A 22523-nucleotide genomic window follows, 5' to 3' on the forward strand; every position below is an offset into this window, starting at 1 on the left:
GTTATACCTCTTGTCTGCTGTAAGGCAGCACCTGGAAATCCGTGACCAGCATATTGCCCGTTTCCGCGAAGACGGCCAGATTGCTCAGAGCCGTCGCCTGCGCGCGGAAGGAGAACGATTCGCCGATCACCTGCGTCTGTCCGCCTTGCGGCGTGATCAATACGCGATACTTCTTGGCGGGCACGTCGATCTCCAGCCTGACCTTGTACGATGTCCCCTTCGCGTAATTGAGCGTGGATTCGCTTGCGTATCCGCCGGTCGTATACGCATCGAACTGGCCGGTCGGATTCAAGCGGACGATCGCGGCCAGGGCGCTGTATGCGCTCGCCGGGCTGCCGGACAGTCCGATCACGCCGTTGATCGAATCGCTCGTCGGAATGACGTTGTATTCGACGACTGCCTGGCCGGTGACGGAGGTGAAGCCGACGTTCTGCCAATCGCGCTTCGCGAGTACGTAAGACCCGCTGGAGCCGACCAGCAGCGCCTCGCGCGTCGGCGACGACAATCCGGTCGTATCGTAGGCGACCGCCTTCAGCCGCTGTACGCCCGAGAGCACCGTGTAGTCGAATTCGAACGGCTGCGCCGTTTTCGTATCGATCAGTTGACCGTCCCGGTAAAGCTCCACCTTCTGAATCCCGTCGGAATCTTTGGCGTTGACCTGGACGGAGAGCGTATCGTTAACCGTCTCCACCTGTCCGTCGGTCACGCCTATGAGCGCGGCGACAGGCGGGATATTGCCGACCGTGCCCGTAAATTCGTAGGCGCCGATATCGAAGCCCGGGCCGGTCGGCCTGACGTTGCCGTCGAGATCGGCGCCGAAGGATCTCGTCGTGCCGTTGTTAATAGCCGGAGAGTCGGCGCCCAGGTGCCAGTCGTTGAGGACGAGATTCGCTTCCGTCCGCAGCGGATCGAACGCGATAAACTTCGGATCGAGTCCGATAATATCGTTCGGTCCCGTGACGACCGGCACGCTGCCGTTGTAGATCAAATTGTAATCCGCGTCAATGGTCGACCCTTCCGAAGCCCCGTAGGTGGACGTGCCGAAGCCGACGAATATGTTGTTGCGCAGCGTCGCGGAGCCGCCGGTGCCGACCGCATTGATGCCGAAGAAAGCTTGCTGGCCGTTCGTCTTGGCGCCGGTGAAGGTGTTGTTCTCGAACACCATATTCGGGATGCCCCCGTTCGTCTTGCCCAGGAAGGCGCCGGAGGAAGCTACGCCGCCGAACACGTTGTTGCGGATCGTCCAGTCCGAGATGCGGTAAATGCCGTTCACGCCGTTTTTATCGTTCTCCAGCATCAGGCCCTGATGATAGAAACCCAGGAATACGTTGTTCTCGATCAGCACACGTTTGACGTCGATATTGGAATCGTCCCAGGACTGAACGACGTCGGCATGCGCAGGATCGCTTGGCGTCGAGGGTCTGTACAGATCGGCAAGACGCGTCCCGTGCAGGTAGTTGTGCCGCACGACGATGTCGCTGCCGAACACGCGCAAGAAATCGCCTTGCGGCTCATCCGTATTATGGACGCTGATTTGCTCCACTTCATTGTACTCGACGATCGAATTGCTGCCTACCTGGAATGCCGAAGCGGTTTTATTCGCATAGTTGTGTCCGATGTAGGTGTCTTGGGGCAATTGCCCGGCCTTATATTCGGCGATGACCGCATAGCCGACGTAATCCTTGAAGCGGTTGTCCACGACTTGGACATGATCGGCATACACGCTGATCGCATTGCGCAGAACCCCCCGGCGTACCCGAGTACTGGCTTTCGCCGTCGAACTGCAGTCCTTCGATGCGGACATACTGGCCGTACACCTCGATCGTGCTCTTGACGACCGCGTCGTCCGCCTCCGCCTTCAGGACGATCGGACGGCTGGCCGTCCCGGAATACGTCATGTAGATCGGACCTTCCGCGTACACGCCGTCCTTCACGATAATGGTCGTGCCCGCTCTGGCCGCCTTCACGGCTTGCCTGATGCTGGTGAACGCGCCGTTCGCGCCGTCCGGATGGACGTATATCGTACCGTCCTCGACCGGCGCCGGCGGCGCCTGGGGCGGATTGACGCCGTAATTGTCGATGACCCAGGTTTGCTTGTTGGCGATGTTCCATGGGTTGACGTAGCCATCCTCAAAGCCGGGGTCCTTGAGCAGGTTCGTGCCCGACGGGCTTCCGAGAAAGGCGCTGTCCATGAATACGACGCCGCCCGAACCCGGCGCGCCGTCGGACACGACAAACGTAAGCTGCGTGTTGCTGCCCGTATTAAAGGCAGGCGTCGCGCATTCCGTCCATCCGGAAGCATTGGCGCTGCACGTCGCTTGGCCAAGGTTGGCCCCCCCAGGTGCCCGCTTTGACGAGCAGCCGAATTCCGATGCCTCCCTTCACCCATATTTTCCCGACGTAGCTCGTATTCGGCGCCGCATTGGCTATCGTCTGCGTCATGCCTGAAAAAGTCGGCGTACTGGGGATCGTCGCCTGCAGCGACCAGTCGCCCTGATACGTATAGGAACCGAAGCTGGACTGGACGATCGTCCAAAGGCCGTTCGTGCTCATCGTCCAGCCGGCATTGCCGCTCTCGAATCCGCCGTTCTGCAGCAGGTTCGCGCCTCCGGCCGTTCCGAGGAATGCGTCGTCGACGTATACGGCCGACGTGCCCGCGTAGTTGTCGGCAACAATAAAGGTGACTTGCGTGCTGCTTCCGGAATTGAACGCGACCGAACACGACGTCCACCCGCTCGAAGCGTCGCATTTTTGCTGGGCGATCGTCGCCCCCCAATTGCCGGCCTTGACGAGCAGCAGGAGGGAGCCGGTTCCTTTCACCCAGATCTTCGCATTGTAAGCCGTATTCGAAGTCACGTTGACGAGCTGTCTGCTGTTGGAGAACTTGGGCGGCGTCGACAACTGCACCTTCATCGCGGCAGTCCCGCTGCGGCTCAGGCTCCAATAATCGTCGGCAAAAGCTGCCGTAGGCGCCAGCATTCCCCATAGCAGCGCCAGGATCAGCGCCAGATTAAGCGAGTGGATCGACATTCCGAACAATCGTTTCATCTCATTGCTCCTCTCGTCTCGTACGGATTTTAAAAACTGTAAGCGGATACAATTTGATGCGGCCACCATTCCTCGGTTATCCGGGCGGACCTCCCTCCTCCGGCTTGACGATTGCGCCATGCCGTTCTCGTCGCGATGCGGCGCGTGATCGCGTTTACATCGTATCAAGCGTCGTTTATCCCGCCTATGCGCGATTCATCGCAGGCTGCACCGGGTTTTACATTTTCGATATTCATCTTTAGCGCCCGTATTCCATTATTTACAGCGGCGCTTCGCGCGCGTTGAAACGGGCCTGCAGACAGCGACAGCCCCCCCGAAAACGGGAGGCTATCTTCCTTCGATCGTATGGGCTCGCAGCACATGCAGCCGAGCGTCTGGTGCTCTATTGAATCGTCAGATTAAAGCCCGGCTGCAGGTAGTACAGGCTCGGATAGGCGACATTGCTCGTCGTCAGGCCGTTGAAGGTCGCCGCGCCGTTGCCGGTGTAGGTGTAGATCGCCGCGCCCTGGTGCGGTCCTGAGAAGCGGGACGTCGTCACGCCGTCGAGGCCCGTGCCGTTGATGTTGATATTGTTGAACACGATATTCTGGAAGCCGCCGCCGTAGCCGAACTGGATCGCGTCGCGCTGCGTATTGATAATGTCGATGTTCGTGAACGTGACGTTGCGGATGGCGTCGTTGGACGCTTCGAGGTCGATCGCGCCGCGCTCGCCGTTGTACAGGTCCTTGCTCGTGCCGCTGTTAATGATGGTCGTGTCCGAGAAGACAATTCCGGTGTTGTTCTGGAAATGGTAGCCCGGGAACACGGTGTTCATCCGGATGCCGGAGCCGCCGACCGTGTCGACGATCAGGTTGTGGTCCGCCTTGTGGCCGCTGCCGCCGAAGAAGGCAATGCCGCCCGCGCGCCAGTTGTTTTCGATCGTGTTGTAGGAGAACGTATTGTTCACGCCGGCCGGCGCGCCGTTCGTGTCGCTGGTCCAGACGGCCAGCGCGTCGTCGCCGTTGTTGCGCAGGCTGCTGTTGCGGACGATCGAATTGCTCGTGCCCTGGGCAAAGTTGACGCCGTCGGCCAGGTTGTTGCGGATGCGGCTGTTCTCGATCGTCAGCCCGTTCGCGTAGATCGCCGGGGTATGCGCATAATCGCCGACCCAGAAGCCGCACTCGAAATGCTCGACCCAAACGTCGTGAATCGTGGAGTTCGAGCCGAAGTTATCCATGAAGCCCTTGTAGATCGCATTTTGGCCGTAGCGCGACCGGAGCTTGGAGTTCATGTACACGTTGCTGAAATCAAGCTTGCCGGAGATGCGCAGCGAGATGCCGCCGCCTGCCGCGTTCGGGTTCGTGAACTGGATGTTCGTATGCCAGATGCCCGCGCCCGTCACGGTCAGGTTGTTGATCATGCTGCTCGCAGAGCCGATCTCCCACATACTGCTCAGGTTAAACGTACCCTCCGGAATGTACAGCGTCTTGCTTGCGGCGACGGCCGCCGTCACCGCGGATTTGAACGCCGCGAGATCGTCCTGCCCGTCGTTCGCCACGGCGCCGTAGTCGGTGACCGATACGGCGTTGGTCGGACGCGCGATGGCGGCCGGCACCGGTTCGATCTCCAGGAAGTCGACGCCGTATTCCAGGCTGTCCCCGTTCCCCTTCTGAATCCGGATCGTGTCGCCCGGCGCAAGCGGCGTATCCAGCTTCCAGTGCACCTCGTCGAAGCGGAAAAGCGGTCGTCCGCCGCCCGGCGCGTCCGCCGGCATGTCGCCGGAGAAGTACTGCCAGTTGTAATACGACGACAGCGATACCGTCTTTACCTTCGTCCCGTTGATATACACGTCAAGCGAGCCGTTCAGGCCCATACCGTCGCCGGAGTCGGGCATCGTGAAGCGCATCGTGACGCCCGCGCCCCCCTGCCCCTGGCGTACGGTCCACTGCGCATAGGAGCCGTTCGACGGCAGCGCCACGTATTTCTGGCCGGACGCCTCGGACGCGATCAATGCCTGGTCGAAGTTCGGCGCGGCCTGCAGCGTGGCGCCGCCGCCTCTCGTCGCGTCCTCCGTGTCGTACCGGAAGTACGGCATGCTGGCGCCGCGCGCCGCGTAGACGGTCAGGTTCGCCGTACTCGCATTGTTGGTCTGCTTGGTCGGGACTTCGTTGCCGTCCGCGGCGACGGTCGTCGTCACCGTGTAGCTGCCGCTCCCCGCCGTCCACGTGCCCGGAATGGCGACATTCGCGGAACCGCCTGCCGCGAGCGATCCGCTGTAGGAGCCGTTCAGCGTCTGGACGGTCGTGCCTGCGCCGTTTTTGATCGCGACCGAGATCGCGTGCGCGCCGGCTGCCGAAGCGATCGTGCCCTGATTTTTCAAATTGACCGTGAAGCTGACGGCGCTATTCGCGGTCGGCGTGACCGGCGACCACGAAGTCGCGGCGATCAGATCCGAGCTGGAAACGGGCGCGACCGTAAGCGGCGCTGCGTTCGTATAGCTGTTGTTCGCTTCGTTCTGTTCGATGACGGCGTTGTTCTCGTCGACCTTGGCCGAGAGCGTGTAGGATGCCGCGGTCTTGGCGCCTGCGCTCACAGAGACGTTGGTGGATGCGCCCGCAGCCAGCGCGCCGACCTGCGCGGTGCCGGCGGCGTCGCCGTTCAGGTAGAAGTTGACCGTCGTCGCCGCGGATGCCGCGGTGCCGTTGTTTTTAACGGTCGCGTTCAGCGTGAGCGCGTCGGTCTCGATCGGCGAGGCCGGCGACCAGGACATGCCCGTAATCGTCAGGTCGGGATTGGCGGCCGGCGTGCCGAACACCTGGAACTCCGCGATCTGTCCGGCAGGCGCGCCGGTATTCGCCGTGATGTTCAGTTGCAGTCGCTTCACCGTCGCCGTCACGGGGGATCGTCACCGTGTTGCCGGATGCCGGGTTAAACGTGTAGGTCTGCGAGGAGACCAGGTTCGAGAAGGTCGTCGTCGACTGATTGTGGCCGAGCACCTGAAGCGTCTGGGTGCGCGTGCCCCACTCCGTCGCCGGATTGAGCTTCAGCGCGATGGACGTGATGTTCTGGTTGGCGCCGAAGTCGAGCGTGAGCGTGCTCGGGTTGCCGCCGCCCTCCCAGTACGTGGCGGTGTTGTCATCGTTCGCGTTGGTCGCCACGAAAGCTTGGGTGTTGGAGGAGGCGACGATCGGCTTGCCGATCGCGATGTTGCCGCCCGGCGGCGGCGGCGCTGTCGGGGTTGCGGTTGGCGTCGCCGTTGGCGTTGCCGTCGGGGTCGCGGTTGGCGTCGCTGTCGGCGTTGCGGTTGGCGTTGCCGTTGGTGTCGCCGTCGGCGTGGAGGTCGGCGTCGTGCCCGCGTCCACCGCGATCTGATCCAGATTCACGTTGGCGGAATCGCCCGCATCGTATTTGTACGCGATCGTATTGCTGCCCGCGTTCAAATTGAGCGCTTCCGTCTGCGTGCCCCACGTATCCCAGTTGGCCAGGTTCGCCAGGGTGGTCTGACGAATCTTCGCGCCGTTCACGTAGATGGACAGCGTTCTGGCGGCGCCGTTCGCGTTGCCGTACTTCAGCGTCACGTTCCGGCTGCCCGCCGCAGGTACGCTGACCGTGAAGGTCGTCGTCGCGCCCTGCGTCCAGTATCCGTCGACGAAGCCTGTTCCCGCATAGCCTGTGTGGTCGGTGTTCACCTTAGCCCCGCCCGAGAGCGCGGCGGACTCCGCCTGATACGTACCCGGAGGCGGTGTCGGTGTCGGCGTAGGCGTCGCACCTGCAGCACCGTAGATCTCCAGCTCGGAAAGCTGCGCCGCAGGCCAGCCCGTATTCGCGGTGAAGCTCAGTCGAACGTACCGGGTCGACGTCGCCGTGAAGTCGATCGTGACGGCGTTGCTGGCGACGGCCGGATTAAACGTGTAGTTCGCGGAGCCCACGATATTGGAAAACGTAGAGCCGTTCGCGCTGCCCTGAACGGCCAGCGTCTGCGTCCGCGACTCCCAGCTCGGCGGCAGCTTCAGCACGAGCTGGTCGATGCTGACGCTCGCGCCCAGGTCGACCTGTATCCATTGCGGAAAAGCGTTGTTCGTGCTCTCCCAATACGTGCTTGCATTGCCGTCTTTCACGTTGTCCGGCGTGTATGTCTGCGATTGGCCGCTGGCGGTAATCGTTTTGCCGATCGTCAGATTCGTTCCTCCGGCCGCGAACGCGGGCGAGAGGATGCCTGCGGCCGAGATCCATCCGGTCATCAGCAATATTAGGGCGAGCGTCCATGCTGCGTGCTTGTGTCGCATTATAGTCCTCCTCGAAATGGTTTTGAAGACGATATGAAGCCTAGCGCACAATGATAGCGGTTACAATTTTGAATTGACCGATTTGTTGCCAAATGCTTCGCCTGCTTTTTCCGCTGCTTGCATCCGCCCTCCCTTCCCCGAGTTCAAGTACAGCTTTATTATAGTAAGGCGATTCGCTCGCCTATAAGGCGTGATCTTACGAAGATGGTAGCCGATTCCAAGCACATGGACCGGGAAACAAAAACAGGCCAACCGGAAATGCCGGCCGACCTGCTTCGATCCTGCGTTTATTCGACGGTTCACTGCAATCCCTTTGCCTGATCGATCCAGCCAAGCAGCGTCTGCACGTACCGCTTCAAGTACTTGAGCGTCGTCTCGTCCGTCAGACGGCCGCGCTCGGCATCCACCTTGTCCATGACCTGCGAGATGTACATTTTCTGAAAAGGCAGCACCCACGCCTGCGTCGCCTCCAGCGTCTGCCGGATCTGCTGCTGCGACAGGATCGTGCCTTTGGGACCGGGCGTCGAACCGACGATGCCGACTGGCTTATGGATAAGCGCGGCCGTCCGGGTCGGCGTCGATGCCCAATCCAGCGCGTTTTTGAGCACGCCTGGAATGCCCGAATTGTACTCCGGGCTCACGATCAGCAGCCCGTCCGCGCCGCGGATCGCCTCGCGATAAAGCCGCACGGCCTCGGGGCCGTCGCCGACGTCGACGTCCGCGTTGTACAAGGGCAAATCCGCGATCGATATGTATTCGTAAGCGGCCTCTTCCGCCAGGCCAAGCTCCGGCACGGTGGCCGCGATCATGCGATTGTACGACTGCTCCCTCAAGCTCCCCACGATGATGCCGATCTTTTTCATCCGGATGCCCCTCTCTTTGGATTAATGCGGCGATAAGTGCCGGATCCAATATTCCGATAGATGAACAAAGGACGACCGCCTGGCTGGCCGGCCGTCCCTTCATTGCGTTAGCGATTCGCGAGATAAGCCGCGACTTCGGCAAGTCTCGAAGCGTAGCCCCACTCGTTGTCGTACCAGGCCGCGATCGACACGATGTCGCCTTGTACCTGCGTCAGCGGCAGGTCGATGATCGACGAATGCGAGTCGCCGACGATGCGCGAGGACGCCCATTCGCCTTCCAGCACGTCCAGCACGCCCTTGAGTTCGCCTTCGGCGGCCGCGGCGCGGAACATGTCGTTGATCTCCTGGGCCGTGACCGGCTTCTCGGTGATCAGGTTGAGCTCGGCGATACTGCCGGTCCGGGTCGGGATCCGGTACGCCTTGCCCGTGATCTGAAGATCCGGCCAGATGAACTTAAGCGCCTTGGCCGCGCCGGAAGACGACGGAATGATGTTCTCGGCTGCCGCCCAAGAGTCGCGGCGATCCTTCATCGGCTGATCCGTCAGCGACTGAGTGTTCGTGTAGGAATGGACGGTCGAGAACAGGCCGTGCTTGATGCCGAAGTTCTCGCGCACCAGCTTGACGACCGGAGCCAGCGCGTTGGTCGTGCAGCTTGCCATGCTGATGATCTTGTGCTTGTCCGGATCGAAGTGGTCGAGGTTGATGCCCTTCAGCAGCACCGCGTCGCAATCGTCCAGCGTCTTGCTCGGGCCGCTGACGAGTACGCGCTTGGCGCCCCGGTCCAGGTGAACCTGGGCGACGGAACGCGTCACGGCACGGCCGGTGCAGTCGATGACCAGATCCACGCCGAGCGCCTGCCAGTCCGGCACCTCGCTCGCCGAGTTGATGTACTGGATGTCCCGGCCGCCGATGACGATGCTGCCTTCGCCGCCGGATACCGCTTCGGGCCACCTTTTATAGTTCGTATCGACTTCGAACAACGCGGCCAAAGTGGCCTCGTCCTTAATGTCCGAGATCGACACCGGTACGAAAAGATTGTCTTGAAGAGCGACCCTGAGCAGCTGCCTGCCGATACGTCCGAATCCGAATACCGCGATTTTGCCCATGTTTGCCCTCCGATATGAATTGGTTTATTTTACTTGCGCGCACCTCTCCAATTTACACCGAATCCGGTTCGGATTGAAGAGCCTGGGGAATTAATTCGCGCACTTCGATCGGCAGCAGGTTCGCTTCGATCTGCTCGCGGTGCGGCTCGTACCACGAAGGGAGCATCAGCTTGCCGCCCAAAGCGTCGGCCGGCTCGTCGTTCGCGAATCCGGGCGGATCCGTCGCGATCTCGAACAGAATGCCGCCGCTCTCGCGGAAGTAGATCGCGTTGAAGTATTGGCGGTCGATGACCTCGGTCGGATGGAAGCCGGCTTCGCTGACCGTTTGCTGCCACTGTACGTGCTCATCGAAGTCCTTCGCTCTCCAGGCGATATGGTGAATCGTGCCGGCGCCCGGCGTCCCCCACGGCATGTCGGCCGTCGGGACGTCGACGATGTTGCCGATGTCGCCGAATGCCCGGTAGCGGGTGTAGCCGTCCTCTTCGCCGACGCGCTCCATACCGAGCACATGCTCGAGGACCGCGCCAGTCTGCTTGACGTTCGCGCTGAACAGGATGGCGCCGCCGAAGCCCTTGATCGCCTTATCCGGCGTGATGCCGCCGAACGACCATTCGCTGTTCGCGCCTTCCTCGCGTTCGACGAGCTCCAGGCGCAGGCCTTCGTTGTCTTCGAACTGCACGAAGTTCTCTCCGAAGCGCGACGTCTTCTCGAACGAGATGCCGAAGCCGGACAGGCGTTCTTCCCAGAAGCCCAAGGCGCCGACCGGCACGACGTAAGTCGTCACGCCGACCTGGCCTCCGCCGACCCGGCCCTTGCGGGAGTTCGGATGCGGGAAGAAGGTAATGATCGTGCCGGGGCTGCCGGACTTATCGCCGAAGTAGAGGTGGTATACCCTCGGGGGCATCGAAATTGATCGTCTTCTTAACGAGACGGAGGCCCAGGACGCCGGCGTAGAAGTCGACGTTCTCCTGCGGATTTCTGGCGAATGCGGTGATATGGTGGATGCCTGCGGTTTGGATCGTCATGATTAAATCACTCCTTGTTTTTATTAGGAAGCGGCATTTAGGTTTTGTTGGTTAAAATAAGTTGAGCGCGCTGTCGAGCGAATATGCGCCGGCGCCGGCAAAGGCGACTCCGATCGCGACGGCCAGCAGCACGAGCGGGTATTCGTAACCGTTGGCGGTCGCCCACAGTCCGTTGGGTGCGTGGACTTTGACGATCGCGCCGATCATGGCGAGCGCGATAAGCGCCGCGGCCACCGGCGTCATCAAGCCCACCGTGAACAATGCGCCGCCGAGCAGCTCCATTAGTCCCGCGGCTACAGCCATCGCGACGCCCGGCTTGATGCCGACCGACTCCATCCAGCCGCCCGTCCCCTTCGGGCCGTAGCCGCCGAACATCCCGAACAGCTTCTGGGCGCCATGCCCCACGAACAACAATCCTACGACGATCCGAATGATCAGCAATCCCGTATCCATCATGATAATTCTCCCCTTTAAAATGTTAGTTTTAATTTTCTTTAATTAAAGATATTAGGGTGGCGAAAACTTCGCATTCTAAATCGGTTCCCGCCAGCCAATGCCTTGCGCTCGAATCAACCTCGTCACTGTCCACTTCATCGTGCCGGCCATTCGTCATTCCTCATTTCGCGGTTTGTTGAGTTCGTTTATCTCTTGAATTAAAGATAATTGATTTCGAGTAATTTGTCAACACCCCTTTTGAGATTTTGGGGAAGGCTATTTTTCGCGCTTGCTTGGTTTGTTTCTCGTTGGGACTTCCAGCAGCATGGCGATGTCGCGAAGAACCGATTTGTTTCTAGGCGGGACTTCCTGCGGCGCGGCGGTGTGGCGGTGAGCAGGTTTGTTTCTACATGGGACTTCCAGCAGCATGACGGTGTTGTGGAGAGCCAGTTGGTTTCTAGGCGGGACTTCCAGCGATGTGGCGGTGTGGCGGCGAGACGGTTTGTTTCTACATGAGACTTCCCGCGGCGCAGTGGTGTCGTGGCGAGCTGATTTGTTTCTACATAGGACTTCCCCCCGGTGCGGCGGTGTCGCGGAGGGCCGGTTTGTTTCTACATGGGACATCCTGCGGCGTGGCGGTGTCGCGGAGAGCCGGATAGTTTCTACATGAGACTTCCTACGGCGTGGCGGTTTCGCGGAGAGTCGGTTTGTTTCTAGGTGGGACTTCTTGCGATACGGCGATGTCCAGGAGATCTGGTTTGTTTCTATATAGGACTTCCTGCGATGTGGCGGTGTGGCGAAGAGCCGGTTTGTTTCTACATTGGACTTCCTCGGCAGAGTGGCACGCTGACGTAAGCATTCGCACGCAAAAAAAAGCCACCGGAACCGTCATACGGACGGCTGCTCCGGCAGCGAATGGCTGGACTGTATGGTTCAGCCGTGATGCTTGGGGACGAGCGTGCACAAGCGGCTGGAGAATCGGCTGCCCCAGACGGCGACGGCCAGCAGAACAAAAACGGCCAAGGCAGACAGGACCAGCGGGCTCAGTGCATGGGAGAATGCCGCAAGCGCGCCAAGGGCGACAAGCCCCGTCGCATGCGGAACCGCGAACATGCGCGATACGATCCAGATAAAGATCGCGTTGCTCAGAAGATAAAGGGCCGGGGAACCCAAAATGACCAATGCCACGCCCTGATCAAGGTGCCCGGCAGGATGCGCGAGCAGAAATTCGTCCGCCACCGCCGACAGCACGATGCCTCCCGCCAGCAGCAGATGCGTATACGTATAGGCCGCTCTCGCCAGTTCTCCCGGGACTCTCGCGTTCACGATATAGTGATGGCCGATGCGCGACGTCGTCTCGAAGTAAATCCACCACATGGACACCGTGCCCAAGAACGAGACGAGAAACGCCAACACCGTCTCCGCATTCCTTTCCAATCCGGCAAAGGTGGCGCCCATGACGATAATGGACTCTCCGAGCGCAATAATAATGAACAGCCCGGCGCGTTCCGCCATATGCGAACCTTCGACCGCCCAGTCTTCAGCCGTCGAGCGGCCGATTCGAGGTACCCAGAAACCGAGCGACGGCGCGACATAGTCGATGAGCAGCGCCGCGCCCCATAGCGCCAGTCGGACTTCGCCCTCCTGCGTCCCGCCCGCGACCCAAAAGACGCCGGATAAAATGAGCCAGCATAGAATCCGCACCAGGTTAATCTGATTGACCGGCGCGCCGTGCCCGAGCGCCCATACGGTGAAGGCGGTACGACCGATCTGGAATGCGGCATACGAGATGCCGAAATACAGGCCGGCATGCTCGAACGCCTCGGGAATCGACGTGGACATGACGAGGCCGATCAGCATGAGCGAGAACAGCATAATTCGTACCGGAAGCGCGTCGGGACTCAGCCAGTTGATGACCCAGGTCGTGTAGTTCCATGCCCACCATATCGCCATCGTCAACATGGCCGTATGGAGCGCGCCCATCCACGTGAAGTTCTCGAGCAGCGAATGGGACAGCTGCGTGACGGCGAATACGAAAATCAAATCGAAAAACAGTTCGATAAACGAAACCTTGCCCGAATCGCTTAGGCCTCTGCTGCGAAAAAGCTCGGGTCTGTGATGCGTTTGCGCCATGCCGGCGATCCTCCTCCTCTTCGCTCTCTTCTCATTTAAAGCTGAGTATAGCAGAGAACGCCGGCTCTTTGGCTAAAGTTTCATTTCCCCAAGCTTTATTCGCGGCCTAGCGTCTTGGGTGAATCGCTCTCCGAATTCTCTTTTTCGCGATCCAACGCCGACTGCATTTCGGACTCCATGCGCTTCAGGACATCTGCGACCGACACTTCCCCCGGACATCGCCTGCGGCGTATACATGCGAGAGATCTCTTCGATCCGATTGAGTACCGTCACCGACAGCGCACTTAAGGAAGCGGCAAACGATGGATTTCGATGCCGGAGCTTGTAGAAAACCGCCTTGTCGTCGTCGGACTGATCGTCTCCCAAATTTCTGGCCGACAAGCTTGACGGATCGATGCGCGGGAGCACTTTGGCATAGTCCTCGCCACCGATATATTGGAGCAGCCGCCACGCCGCGGCAGGCTGAGGCGCATTTTTGGGGATCGTGAGTACGTCGTCCGGCACCGCCGCCGCTCCCGTATCCGGCTCTCGCTCGCTCACCGGCACGGTTGCCATGCCCCATTCGATCGACTCATATCCGCCCCCGCCCAGCGTTCGGAAGAGCCGCGAGTCGTTCACCGCCATCGCTACCCGACCATTCAGGAAAGGCATGTCATTCAACTGGCTCTCCTTCAGGCTCGATACAGCCGGCTTGTTCGTCTTCGCCCTGTCCAGGCAAGCTCCCGATGCGAGGCAAGACTTCACGTTCTGAAAAATATGCTCCCATGCCTCCGTATTTAACGTGAACTTGCCATTCGCATACACGCTTATCCCGTCAGTTTCGCCAATATTTAACGCCATCATGAACGGATTTACCGAAGAAGCGTAGTCGAGTCCGAATTCGGCAGGCTCATCGCCGGCGGGCGCCTTGGCGAATCGCGTCGCCAGAGCGAACACCTCGTCCCAGGTCATGTAATCAGTCGGATAAGCGATCTTATAGCGATCAAAGAGTGCCTTGTTGTAATAAAGCGCGTGTCCGGTAAAAGTGGCCGCCAATCCGAACAGCTTTCCTTCCGCGCTTAACGCGTCGATTACGGAAGGGGAGATCCCGGCTAGATCGAACCTGGCCTTCTTGGCGAGATCGTCTAGCGGTTGCAATGCGCTCTTGTCTCTCGCCCGCTCAAAGAAGTTGTGCGGGAGCGCGATCACGTCCGGGTTTTCCTTCTCGATCAGCTCGTCCACGACCGCGTCAGGGTCGCCGCCGCCGTTCTGTTCGAGCCGCTCGACGACCGAGATGACTTCCAGATCGTCGTCGGGATGCGTAGCAATATAAAAGCTGCCATATTTTGCATTGAACACGTTCGCGTTCCAGGCGAGCACCTTAATCGTGACAGGCTCCGGCAGCTCGGGCTCCTTGGCGCAGCCGGCGGCTAATAGAGAAGCCATCGACATCGCGATTATAATTTTCTTCAACATGAACACCCTCAATTCGATCATAATTTCCATTTTTTACTTTAAGTGATGATGAAGCAATTATCCACCTTTTCTTTACGTCATTGGATAACTGCAACAAAAAGAAGCCTCGGCACTCACCACCGAGACCTCGTGATCCTTCTCGCTGACCGGGACTTTCACATCGCGCGCCCATCCGGAAGCGCCTATCTCTCCACGTGCCTCCCCCACCTTCCGCTCGGCATCGCGAACGCGGCGAGCAGGCTCCCGAACAGCAGCAGGATGCCCGCCGACTGCAGCCCGTCCGGCCGAAAGCCGTCTACGGCAATATCGAGCAGAATGGCGACCGCCGGATCGACGAAGACGAACACCGCGACGACCGGCGACGGGAGGCGACGAATGCTGCCGAAAAAGAGCAGGTACACGAACCCGGTATGGACGATGCCGGTCGTGACGGCATAGGTCCAATCGGCGCGGGCGAGCCCTTCATAAGCATTGAAATGCACGAACGGCAGCAGGAGCGCCAGGCCGATCGCCATCTGGATAAACGTCGTCGCATACACGCTCGTCTGCCGGACGCTTCTGCCGAGCAGCATCGTCGCCGCATAGAATAAGGCCGCCAGAACGCCGCAAACCATGCCTTTCCAGCTTGAAACAGAGCCGCCGAAGCCGCCTGCCCCCATGATGAGCAGCGTACCCGCGAAGCATCCCGCGAGCGAGAGGATCGCCGTTCTGCCGAGCTTGTCCCGGAAGATGAGGCCGCCCGCGATCAGCGCGAGAATCGGAGCCAGATGGTACAGCGAGATCGCGATCGTGACGGATATGAGCCTGAACGCCGTGAACAGAAACACCCAATTGAGCAGGTTCGATACGCCGCACGCGATGACGATGAGCGTCTCCCTGGCGTCCCAGCGCTCTCGTTTGAAGCTGCCGGTGAGCAGCCAGGCCGCGAGCAGGATCGAGAAGGCGCATACGCAGCGGACGAAGACAAGCTCTACGGCCGGCAGGCCCGTGCGCGAGGAAAAGAAGCCGACCGAGCCGAAGATGGCCATGGATACGATTAATTGAGTTAAAGCGGACTTGTGCATGGTCTGGATGTCAAACTCCCCGGTGTATGGATGGACTTACTCTACTATAGAAGCGGGGAGCGGGACAATGCAGAAATCCGTACCAATTGCACTAAAAACCGGGCTAGATCGTTTGCCGGAATATTTCGGATAAATTCACGGCAAGACACGGCACGGCCGATGAAACGATCGCTTCCTCCTCCGTCCACGTTTTGATGAGCCGGTATTCTCCTTCGGTCAGCACGAACTGATCGACCAGCCGGTACTCGGGCTCGACGAGCCAATATTCGGCGACGCCGAACCGCTCGTAAGTCGCCTTCTTAATCGTCTTGTCTTTCCGCGCCGTGCTGTCGGACAAAATCTCGACGACCAAGTCCGGCGCGCCATAAACATAGCCATCCCGTATGATGTCGCTGCGCGTCCGGCTAATATACAGCAGGTCCGGCTGCAAAATGTTGTCCTTGTCGAAGTGGACGTCCATCGGCGCGAGCAGGATCACCCCATCCTGAGCACAGGAGGCGTGGAACGCAAGAAACAACTGTCCCAGTATATCCTGGTGCACGAAATTCGGCGAGGTGAGAAAGTCGTACCGTACGCCGCCGATAATTTCATAGCGCTCGTCAATGAACCGGGTACCGTGCGTCTTCTTGACCAGCCTCTTGCCTGCGTCTATCTTCTCCTCCACTGTCCCTCGCCCCTTACGCAAAAACACCCCGCAAAGCCCCGCGATCCATCGCGCGCTCTGCGGGGTGCTTCCCCGATCATTTCCCTCATTATGGTCGAAAAAGGACGAAACTGTCAATCCCCCGACGCGGGGTTCCGTACCTTACTTCGCCAGCTCGCCGAACCGCGAGAACACCGCCAACGCCGGATCGATCGGCACCTCGGCCCGCTGCAAGCCTTCGGGCGTCTCGATCGTCGGCGTCTGACGCGGCAGGCGCCCTGCGAACTGCGGCAGCCACTGCCGCTGCGCGTTCAGCATCTCCGTGACCATGTCGCGGATCTCCTTCAGCGTCAGCACAGACGACGTGAGCGGATCGAGCGCGATCGCCTGCACGACCGTCTCCGGATCGCCGGATTTGGCAGCCAGCACGGCCAGCCGCTGCACGTTGATGTTGGTCATGTTGAGCGCCGCGCACTGCGGCGGGATCTCGCCGATGACGGTCCGGTGGATGCCCGTGCGGTCCGCGAATACGGCGCCTTCCGCGCAACAGTCTGCAGGCAGGTTGGCGATCATGCCGTTATTGCGCAGGTTGCCGCTGAACTTGAACGTCTTGCCCGTCTCGAGCGCCTCGATGATATAAGCGCAGTATTCCACGCTCCGGGGCGGCAAATCGTACGATTCGTCCGCCAGAATGTCCTGGTCCTTGTACTTCTCGGCGACGTACGCGCACCAGGAATAGTACGCGCCGGACTCTCCGCCGAACGAGGGCTCGTCGCAGTACAGGTCGAGCGCCTTCCGGTTTTTGCGGAACCAGGGAACGTACTCGGACAAATGGCCGGTCGACTCGGTCATGAAGTAACCGAAGTGGCGGAACACCTCGCCGCGCACCTTCTCGTTGACGTAGAATTCGGGCTGCTCGAACTTCTCGCGAAGCGCCGGGTAAAGGTCCTGGCCCTTGTGGGACAGCTTCGTGAACCAGCCCATATGGTTGATCCCCGCGGAGACGTAGTCGATCTCTTCCTTCGGCACGCCGGTATAGCCCGCGATCAGGTCGAGCGTCGTCTGCACGCCGTGACACAGGCCGACATATTGAATGTTGGTCTCGCCGAGCGCCCAGCAGATCATGGCCATCGGGTTGACGTAGTTCAGGAGCGTCGCGTTCGGGCACAGCTCCTCCATATCCCGCGCCACGTCCAGGATGACCGGAATGCTGCGCAGCGCGCGGAATACGCCGCCCGGTCCGAGCGTATCGCCGATGCACTGGTCGACGCCGTATTTCATCGGAATCTTGTAGTCCAGCTCGAAGGCGGACACGCCGCCCACCTGGAACGACGTGATGACATAGCTCGCGCCGGCCAGCGCCTCCCTGCGGTCGGTCGTCACGAGGACGCGCGACTTGAGCCCGTTTTTCTCGATGACCTGGTCGGCGAACGCCTTGACCTGCGAGGTTTTGCCGGTGGAGGGGGGCCATCAATACGAACTCGGTATCCTCCAGCTCCGGCGTCGCCATGATGTCCAGCATCAGCGTCTTGCAGAAAACGATGCTGCCGGCTCCGATGATCGCGACTCTTCTCATACGATCCCGTCCCTTCGCGCTTTATTGGTACTGCTGCATCAAGCGGATATAATCCCTGGCGAGCTTCAGGTCCTCCAGCGCCTCCTTCGACTCGCAAGGCGCCGGACGCTCGCCCCGCACCGCGGCGATGAAGTTCATCGCCTGCTTGCGCATGGCATGCAGGTTCGGCATGACGGGAATCTCGTAGGACGGCGCGCCGTTGCCGTCCCGCATGATCGTGACCTTGCCCGCCTGCTGGCGGGCGAGCGGCGGCGGCAGGTCGACGCGGACGAAGCCGCGCTCGAAGCAGACGAGCAGGCTCTCGTGCCACTCGGTCGACGTATGGTAAGGCGCCATCTCGAGCGCGACCGTGACGCCGCCGTCGCTCTCGCCCGCGAGCAGCACGCCGCGGCGGTCGGCGAACGTGATCTTGTACGGCTCGCGCAGCAGGAAGCGGATCGCGTTGACCTGATGGATGTAATAGTTGACGAAGGAATCCAGCTGGCGGGTTTGTTCGTCCGTGAAGGATGCAGGCCCCGGCTCAAGCGCGGCGTCCGGATACGGTTCGTCCGAATTCAGCGGCGCGTCCGCGCCGCCGATCCAGTCGCCAGGCGGCATCGTGACGCGGACGTACTGCAGCTTGCCGAATTCGCCGCTTGCCTTCCACTGCTCGATGACCTTGCTCGCGTATTCCATCGCGGGGTCGGAGCGCTTGTGGTAGCCGACCATATGCAGCGTGCCGTGCGCGTCCGCGAGCCGGACCAGCTCCTCGCCCGCCTCGACGGTGAGCGAGATCGGCTTCTCGGTGAACACCGGGATGCCCGCCTTCAGAATGTCGGGGATGAGGTTGATATGCGTGCGGTACGGCTGCGGCGCGACGATCGCATCCACCTTTGCGTCATGCAGCAGCTCCAGATGATTGGCATACACGGTCGGTACGCCGTAGCGGTCCGCCACCGTGCGCGCGAGTCCCGGGCGCACCTCGGCCAGCGCCACGACCTCGCATTGATCGCGCAATACCGCGTAGTTGGACAGATGCGCCATCTGCCCCATGCCGCCGACGCCGACGAATCCGATTTTCAGCTTGCTCATCGCGCTCACTCCCTGGGTCCCAAGTTTTCGAATAAATAGAGGCCTTCCGTGCCCGGCGCGACGATGTCGGGGTAGCCGTTGCCGGTGATGTCCTGGATCCACATATAAATGCCGTTGCCCGAGCCCTCGCCCGCGGGTCCGTAGTCGATGACATGCTTCTCAAAGGCGCCGCCATTGATCTTGAAGTAATACAGGAAGAGCGGATCGTCGAAGCCGGGATCGTTGTCGTGGGCCAGATAGCGCTTGCCGGTGACCAGCTCCGGCTCGCCGTCGAGGTCGATATCGACCAGCATCAGATCGTGGTACTGCGATGCCGTCGTATCGATGTCATGGCGGATCCAGCTGCGGGAGCCGTCCGCTTCGCGGCGCTGCTCGTACCAGTGCAGGCCGTAGTCATGCGCCTGGCCGACGATCAGGTCGCACAGGCCGTCGCCGTTTACGTCATAGCCGAGCACCGGCACGCTGGCCGAGCCGAGCGAGAACTCGGGATGGAACGTCCACGGTCCCGCAAAGGGATCCTCCGGCTGCTCCAACCAGCCGTTCGACAGCACGATGTCCGTGCGGCCGTTGCCGGTAATGTCCGCGAAGCCCATGCCGTGTCCGCTTTTCCCCTCGGAGATGACGGTCTTGCTGAACTCCCCCGTGCCCTTGCCGTTCTCGTCTACGATCAGTTTATAGAAGGCTTGCGGCGACTCGGGCGTATTGGGGAAAATCTCGGGCACGCCGCAGCCGTCGATGTCGAAGTAGCGGATCGTCTCGATCGGCGTAGAGGGATCGATCTCGATCGTTTCCCACTCCGCGTCCGAGTTCCCTGGGTTGCGCCGCCACTTGAGCGCGCCTCCCCACCAGGAGCCCGTCACGATGTCGATCCGTCCGTCCCCGTCTACGTCCATCGGGAAGTCGGAGAAGTCGTCGCGATAATGCGCGTAGGTCGCCAGCTCGCAGATCTTGTGTTTATGGACGAAGTCGGGGCCCTCGTACCAGTAGCCGCCGCTCACGATATCGAGCACGCCGTCGCCGTCGACGTCGAAGACGGAGCAGGCTTCGAACGTCTCGTCGCTCAGCTTCCGTTTATTGAAATGAATGGCCATCTCGCTCATGTCCCCTTCTCCGCGAATCTATGGATTCGTTATGAAAGCGCTATTGAACCTCTCGTCGCTTATAATCTACAATACAGACAGATCAAGGGACAATGCGGAGAGTTGCGGGATTTGGCTATTGAAAATTGAGATTCGGAGGAGAATGGCCATGCGGCACTCGATCGTCGCCGGGACGCCCGAGATCCTGAGCGGGTCGCTCATTCACGGAAGCAAGGGCGCGCCCTTTCTTTTCCCGCTTCACCAGCACGAGCTGAACGGCGAGGTTTTCCTGATCCTGGAGGGCGAAGGGGGAATTTCGCGTGGACGGCAAACGCTATCGGGGCAAGGCGGGCAGCTTGCTCTTGTACAACCGGGGCATCTGGCACGAGGAAAGGTCGACCAGCGACAAATTCGCCGCCGTCTACGTCGCGTACACGGGGCTTCAACTACAAGGCATGCCGGCCGACTGCCTGTCGGGCTCCTCGCAGTCCGCTATGCTGGAGCTGCACGAGCATTTTCTGCCGATCAAGAAGCTGTTCGTCGACATGATCGAAGAATGGAGCAGCCCGCTGCCCGAGTCGGCGGTCGTCGCGAACGGATTGCTGCGCGCGCTGACGGGCCGCATCGCGCGGTTGCTGCATTATTCGGCCGAGGATCAGGTGAAGCGGCGCCCCAACAAGGAGCTCGTGCATCTGGCCAGACGATATATGGAAGAGAACTATCCGTACGACGTCACGCTCGAGACGCTTGCCGGCTTGACTTATACGAATCCGTATCATCTCATCCACGTGTTCAAGGCGGAGACGGGGATGAGTCCGATTCAGTACCTGATCCGCTACCGCATCGAGGTGGCCAAGCAGTATCTGGAGACGACGAAGCTGCCGATGGCCGAAATCGCGGAGAAGGTCGGCTACAAGAGCGAGACGTACTTCCAGAACCTGTTCAAAAAGTCGACCGGGGTATCGCCGGGGCGCTACCGGGCTGCGGCTCGCGAAGTCGATTAGAATGGAAGCATGCGATCAGGAAGGCTGAGATCAGGACCAACCGCGGGAAATCGGGCTCGAACGCGCGAAAATCGTTCGCCCTCTGTGTCTCCCGTCACAATGTCGCGTCGTCAAATATCGTATGGTTGTGACATACCGCTATTAACGCGAGGAGGTCCAGCCTATGTCACGAAAATTGCAGTCAGCCGCCGTCGTCTGCCTGTCCGCGCTGCTTGCCCTGGCCGTCTCCGGCTGCGACGGGTCAAGCCGATCGGATCGGCCGGCGGCGGCTTCCGCTTCGGACGAAGCCTTCGTCAAAAAGCCGCCCGTCCCCCCGGTCGTGGTTCGGCAAGGCCATACGGTCCGCATTGAATTGACCGCTCAGACGACGAGCGTCGAGATCTCGGAGGACGAATACTACGCGGCATGGACGTTTAACGGCACGGTGCCCGGGCCCGTGCTTCGGGTGAAGGAGAGCGATACGATTCATCTGGTTTTAAAAAACATCGACCCCCTCGATGCAACACTCGGTGGACCTGCACGCCGTGCATGCCGCGCCCAGCAAGAAATTTATCGACGTGATGCCGAACGAAGAGGGCGAGTTCACCTACATGGCCGATACGCCCGGCGTATTCATGTACCACTGCGGGACGCAGCCTGTCCTGCTGCATATCGGCAACGGCATGTACGGCATGATCATCGTGGAACCGAAGGACGGGTATCCCGGCGATGCCTCGGTCGACCGCGAATATACGCTCGTGCAGAGCGAATGGTACAAGGAAAACGACTACGATGCGATGCTGGGCGAAGCGCCGGAATATGTCGTGTTCAACGGCTCCGACTTCGCGCTGTCCAAGCATCCGCTGCTCGCGAAGCCCGGCGAACGGATCCGGCTGTACGTCGTCAATGCCGGGCCGAACGAAGTCTCCTCCTTCCACGTGGTCGGCACGATCCTCGACCGGGTCTTCGCCGACGGCAACCCCGCCAATGTGCAGCGCGGGCTGCAGACGGCGCTCATCCCGGCAGGAGGCGGGGCCGTCGTCGAATTCACGGTGCTCGAGGAGGGAGACTATCCGATCGTCACGCACCAATTCAAGGACGCCGCCAAAGGAGCTGTCGCCGTGCTGCGGGTCACGAAGGACGGAACGGACCACGGCGGCATGCCGATGGGACATTAGATGGTTCGACATCCGACGCCGCAGATCGCTCCAAGTGTGAGGCCGATCACAGCCGGAGGGCCAGGTCCATTGTAAAGTAGTAACGTACAACCTGACGAGGAGGACGAGCGAATGATCGTTAAATTGGATACAGACTTCGTATACGGGAAAATGGAAGAGCTCGGCGCGGGACTGCTGGAACAGGAGGCTTACAAGGCGCTGCGGGCGTCGATCGACCGGTTCGCCGCGGATTCCGACGCGACCGCGCAATATGAGCGTTTCATGGAGCTGCACCGCGTCCTCGAGGAGAAGGAACGGCAAGCCGAGGAGACGTCCGAGACGGAGATGGAGCTATACGATCGGCAGGAACAAGCCCTGTACGAGAACGAAGTGATCCGCCAGTTCCTATACGCCCAGCGGGAATTCAGCCATCTCCATAACCTGGTCAGCCAATTCTTCATGAAGACGGTAGAGTTCAACCGGCTGCCGGCGAAAAAGAGGTCGTCAAGGGAAGCTGCGGCTGCGGCGGCAATTGCGGCGGACACTGAGCGGAAATCGCGGGACGACCCAACGGTCTGATTCGCGAAGAGAGGGGATGTCCTGCAGCAGCGCAAGACGGT

At 60.4% G+C, this 22523-nt stretch carries 16 protein-coding genes and 3 pseudogenes; 3 read left to right on the forward strand and 16 right to left on the reverse strand.

Annotation, left to right across the window (positions count from 1 at the left end; all coding sequences use genetic code 11):
• Position 1 precedes the first annotated feature (1 nt).
• The 15 genes and pseudogenes from OMP38_RS18525 to OMP38_RS18595 form a co-directional block, all read right to left on the reverse strand.
• Entirely contained in the window at positions 2-1723 is a 1722-nt protein-coding gene (locus tag OMP38_RS18525; protein WP_277566428.1) for an Ig-like domain-containing protein, read from the reverse strand.
• Positions 1647-2231, reverse strand: coding sequence for a chondroitinase-B domain-containing protein (locus OMP38_RS18530; RefSeq protein WP_277566429.1), 585 nt, complete (start codon positions 2229-2231; stop codon positions 1647-1649). Before OMP38_RS18530 ends, OMP38_RS18525 begins: the two co-directional genes overlap by 77 nt.
• A gap of 31 nt (positions 2232-2262) precedes the next feature.
• Positions 2263-3048 (reverse strand): hypothetical protein, encoded by a 786-nt coding sequence (locus tag OMP38_RS18535; protein ID WP_277566430.1) that lies wholly within the window; start codon positions 3046-3048, stop codon positions 2263-2265.
• Between the two features lie 382 nt (positions 3049-3430).
• Positions 3431-7313: pseudogene (locus OMP38_RS18540) on the reverse strand (CARDB domain-containing protein).
• 299 nt (positions 7314-7612) lie between these two features.
• Positions 7613-8176, reverse strand: coding sequence for an NADPH-dependent FMN reductase (locus OMP38_RS18545; protein WP_277566431.1), 564 nt, complete (start codon positions 8174-8176; stop codon positions 7613-7615).
• A 107-nt stretch (positions 8177-8283) separates the two neighbouring features.
• Complete coding sequence (locus OMP38_RS18550; protein ID WP_277566432.1) at positions 8284-9282, reverse strand: type I glyceraldehyde-3-phosphate dehydrogenase; 999 nt, start codon at positions 9280-9282, stop codon at positions 8284-8286.
• Between the two features lie 52 nt (positions 9283-9334).
• Positions 9335-10307: pseudogene (locus tag OMP38_RS18555) on the reverse strand (ring-cleaving dioxygenase).
• 51 nt (positions 10308-10358) lie between these two features.
• Entirely contained in the window at positions 10359-10763 is a 405-nt protein-coding gene (locus OMP38_RS18560) for a DoxX family protein (RefSeq protein ID WP_277566433.1), read from the reverse strand.
• A gap of 912 nt (positions 10764-11675) precedes the next feature.
• Positions 11676-12875 (reverse strand): low temperature requirement protein A, encoded by a 1200-nt coding sequence (locus OMP38_RS18565; RefSeq protein ID WP_277566434.1) that lies wholly within the window; start codon positions 12873-12875, stop codon positions 11676-11678.
• Positions 12876-12947: 72 nt separating this feature from the next.
• Positions 12948-14330: an ABC transporter substrate-binding protein gene (locus tag OMP38_RS18570; protein WP_277566435.1), complete on the reverse strand. Its 1383-nt coding sequence runs from the start codon at positions 14328-14330 to the stop codon at positions 12948-12950.
• 182 nt (positions 14331-14512) lie between these two features.
• The gene (locus OMP38_RS18575; protein WP_277566436.1) at positions 14513-15394 is read right to left on the reverse strand and encodes a DMT family transporter; all 882 of its coding nucleotides are present in this window, start codon (positions 15392-15394) and stop codon (positions 14513-14515) included.
• 103 nt (positions 15395-15497) lie between these two features.
• Positions 15498-16058 carry a Uma2 family endonuclease gene (locus tag OMP38_RS18580; RefSeq protein ID WP_277566437.1) on the reverse strand — a complete coding sequence of 187 codons (561 nt, stop codon included), beginning with the start codon at positions 16056-16058 and terminating at the stop codon, positions 15498-15500.
• A gap of 141 nt (positions 16059-16199) precedes the next feature.
• A pseudogene (melA, locus tag OMP38_RS18585) lies at positions 16200-17471 on the reverse strand (alpha-galactosidase); the annotation flags it as partial.
• Positions 17472-17634: 163 nt separating this feature from the next.
• Positions 17635-18684: a Gfo/Idh/MocA family protein gene (locus OMP38_RS18590; RefSeq protein WP_277566438.1), complete on the reverse strand. Its 1050-nt coding sequence runs from the start codon at positions 18682-18684 to the stop codon at positions 17635-17637.
• A 5-nt stretch (positions 18685-18689) separates the two neighbouring features.
• Entirely contained in the window at positions 18690-19784 is a 1095-nt protein-coding gene (locus OMP38_RS18595) for an FG-GAP repeat domain-containing protein (protein WP_277566439.1), read from the reverse strand.
• Positions 19785-20083: 299 nt separating this feature from the next.
• On the opposite strand from OMP38_RS18595, the gene OMP38_RS18600 reads away from it, so the two are divergent.
• On the forward strand, positions 20084-20767 hold the full coding sequence (locus tag OMP38_RS18600; RefSeq protein WP_277566440.1) for a helix-turn-helix domain-containing protein: 684 nt from the start codon (positions 20084-20086) through the stop codon (positions 20765-20767).
• A 141-nt stretch (positions 20768-20908) separates the two neighbouring features.
• On the opposite strand, the gene OMP38_RS36010 is transcribed toward OMP38_RS18600, so the two are convergent.
• Positions 20909-21115 (reverse strand): hypothetical protein, encoded by a 207-nt coding sequence (locus OMP38_RS36010; RefSeq protein WP_420869674.1) that lies wholly within the window; start codon positions 21113-21115, stop codon positions 20909-20911.
• Positions 21116-21276: 161 nt separating this feature from the next.
• On the opposite strand from OMP38_RS36010, the gene OMP38_RS18605 reads away from it, so the two are divergent.
• Positions 21277-21924: a multicopper oxidase domain-containing protein gene (locus OMP38_RS18605; protein WP_420869675.1), complete on the forward strand. Its 648-nt coding sequence runs from the start codon at positions 21277-21279 to the stop codon at positions 21922-21924.
• A 111-nt stretch (positions 21925-22035) separates the two neighbouring features.
• On the forward strand, positions 22036-22482 hold the full coding sequence (locus OMP38_RS18610; protein ID WP_277566441.1) for a YlbF/YmcA family competence regulator: 447 nt from the start codon (positions 22036-22038) through the stop codon (positions 22480-22482).
• Positions 22483-22523: the final 41 nt, after the last annotated feature.

This window comes from Cohnella ginsengisoli (genome assembly GCF_029525555.1).
GTDB lineage: Bacteria > Bacillota > Bacilli > Paenibacillales > Paenibacillaceae > Cohnella > Cohnella ginsengisoli.

Excerpts from the sequence above, each read along its gene's own strand:
- OMP38_RS18535 (WP_277566430.1), bottom strand. The coding sequence starts at position 3,048 with ATGAAACGATTGTTCGGAATGTCGATCCACTCGCTTAATCTGGCGCTG.
- OMP38_RS18545 (WP_277566431.1), bottom strand. The coding sequence starts at position 8,176 with ATGAAAAAGATCGGCATCATCGTGGGGAGCTTGAGGGAGCAGTCGTAC.
- OMP38_RS18550 (WP_277566432.1), bottom strand. The coding sequence starts at position 9,282 with ATGGGCAAAATCGCGGTATTCGGATTCGGACGTATCGGCAGGCAGCTG.
- OMP38_RS18560 (WP_277566433.1), bottom strand. The coding sequence starts at position 10,763 with ATGATGGATACGGGATTGCTGATCATTCGGATCGTCGTAGGATTGTTG.
- OMP38_RS18565 (WP_277566434.1), bottom strand. The coding sequence starts at position 12,875 with ATGGCGCAAACGCATCACAGACCCGAGCTTTTTCGCAGCAGAGGCCTA.
- OMP38_RS18570 (WP_277566435.1), bottom strand. The coding sequence starts at position 14,330 with ATGTTGAAGAAAATTATAATCGCGATGTCGATGGCTTCTCTATTAGCC.
- OMP38_RS18575 (WP_277566436.1), bottom strand. The coding sequence starts at position 15,394 with ATGCACAAGTCCGCTTTAACTCAATTAATCGTATCCATGGCCATCTTC.
- OMP38_RS18590 (WP_277566438.1), bottom strand. The coding sequence starts at position 18,684 with ATGAGCAAGCTGAAAATCGGATTCGTCGGCGTCGGCGGCATGGGGCAG.
- OMP38_RS18595 (WP_277566439.1), bottom strand. The coding sequence starts at position 19,784 with ATGAGCGAGATGGCCATTCATTTCAATAAACGGAAGCTGAGCGACGAG.
- OMP38_RS36010 (WP_420869674.1), bottom strand. The coding sequence starts at position 21,115 with ATGCGGACCGTATGGCCTTGCCGAACCACGACCGGGGGGACGGGCGGC.
- OMP38_RS18610 (WP_277566441.1), top strand. The coding sequence starts at position 22,036 with ATGATCGTTAAATTGGATACAGACTTCGTATACGGGAAAATGGAAGAG.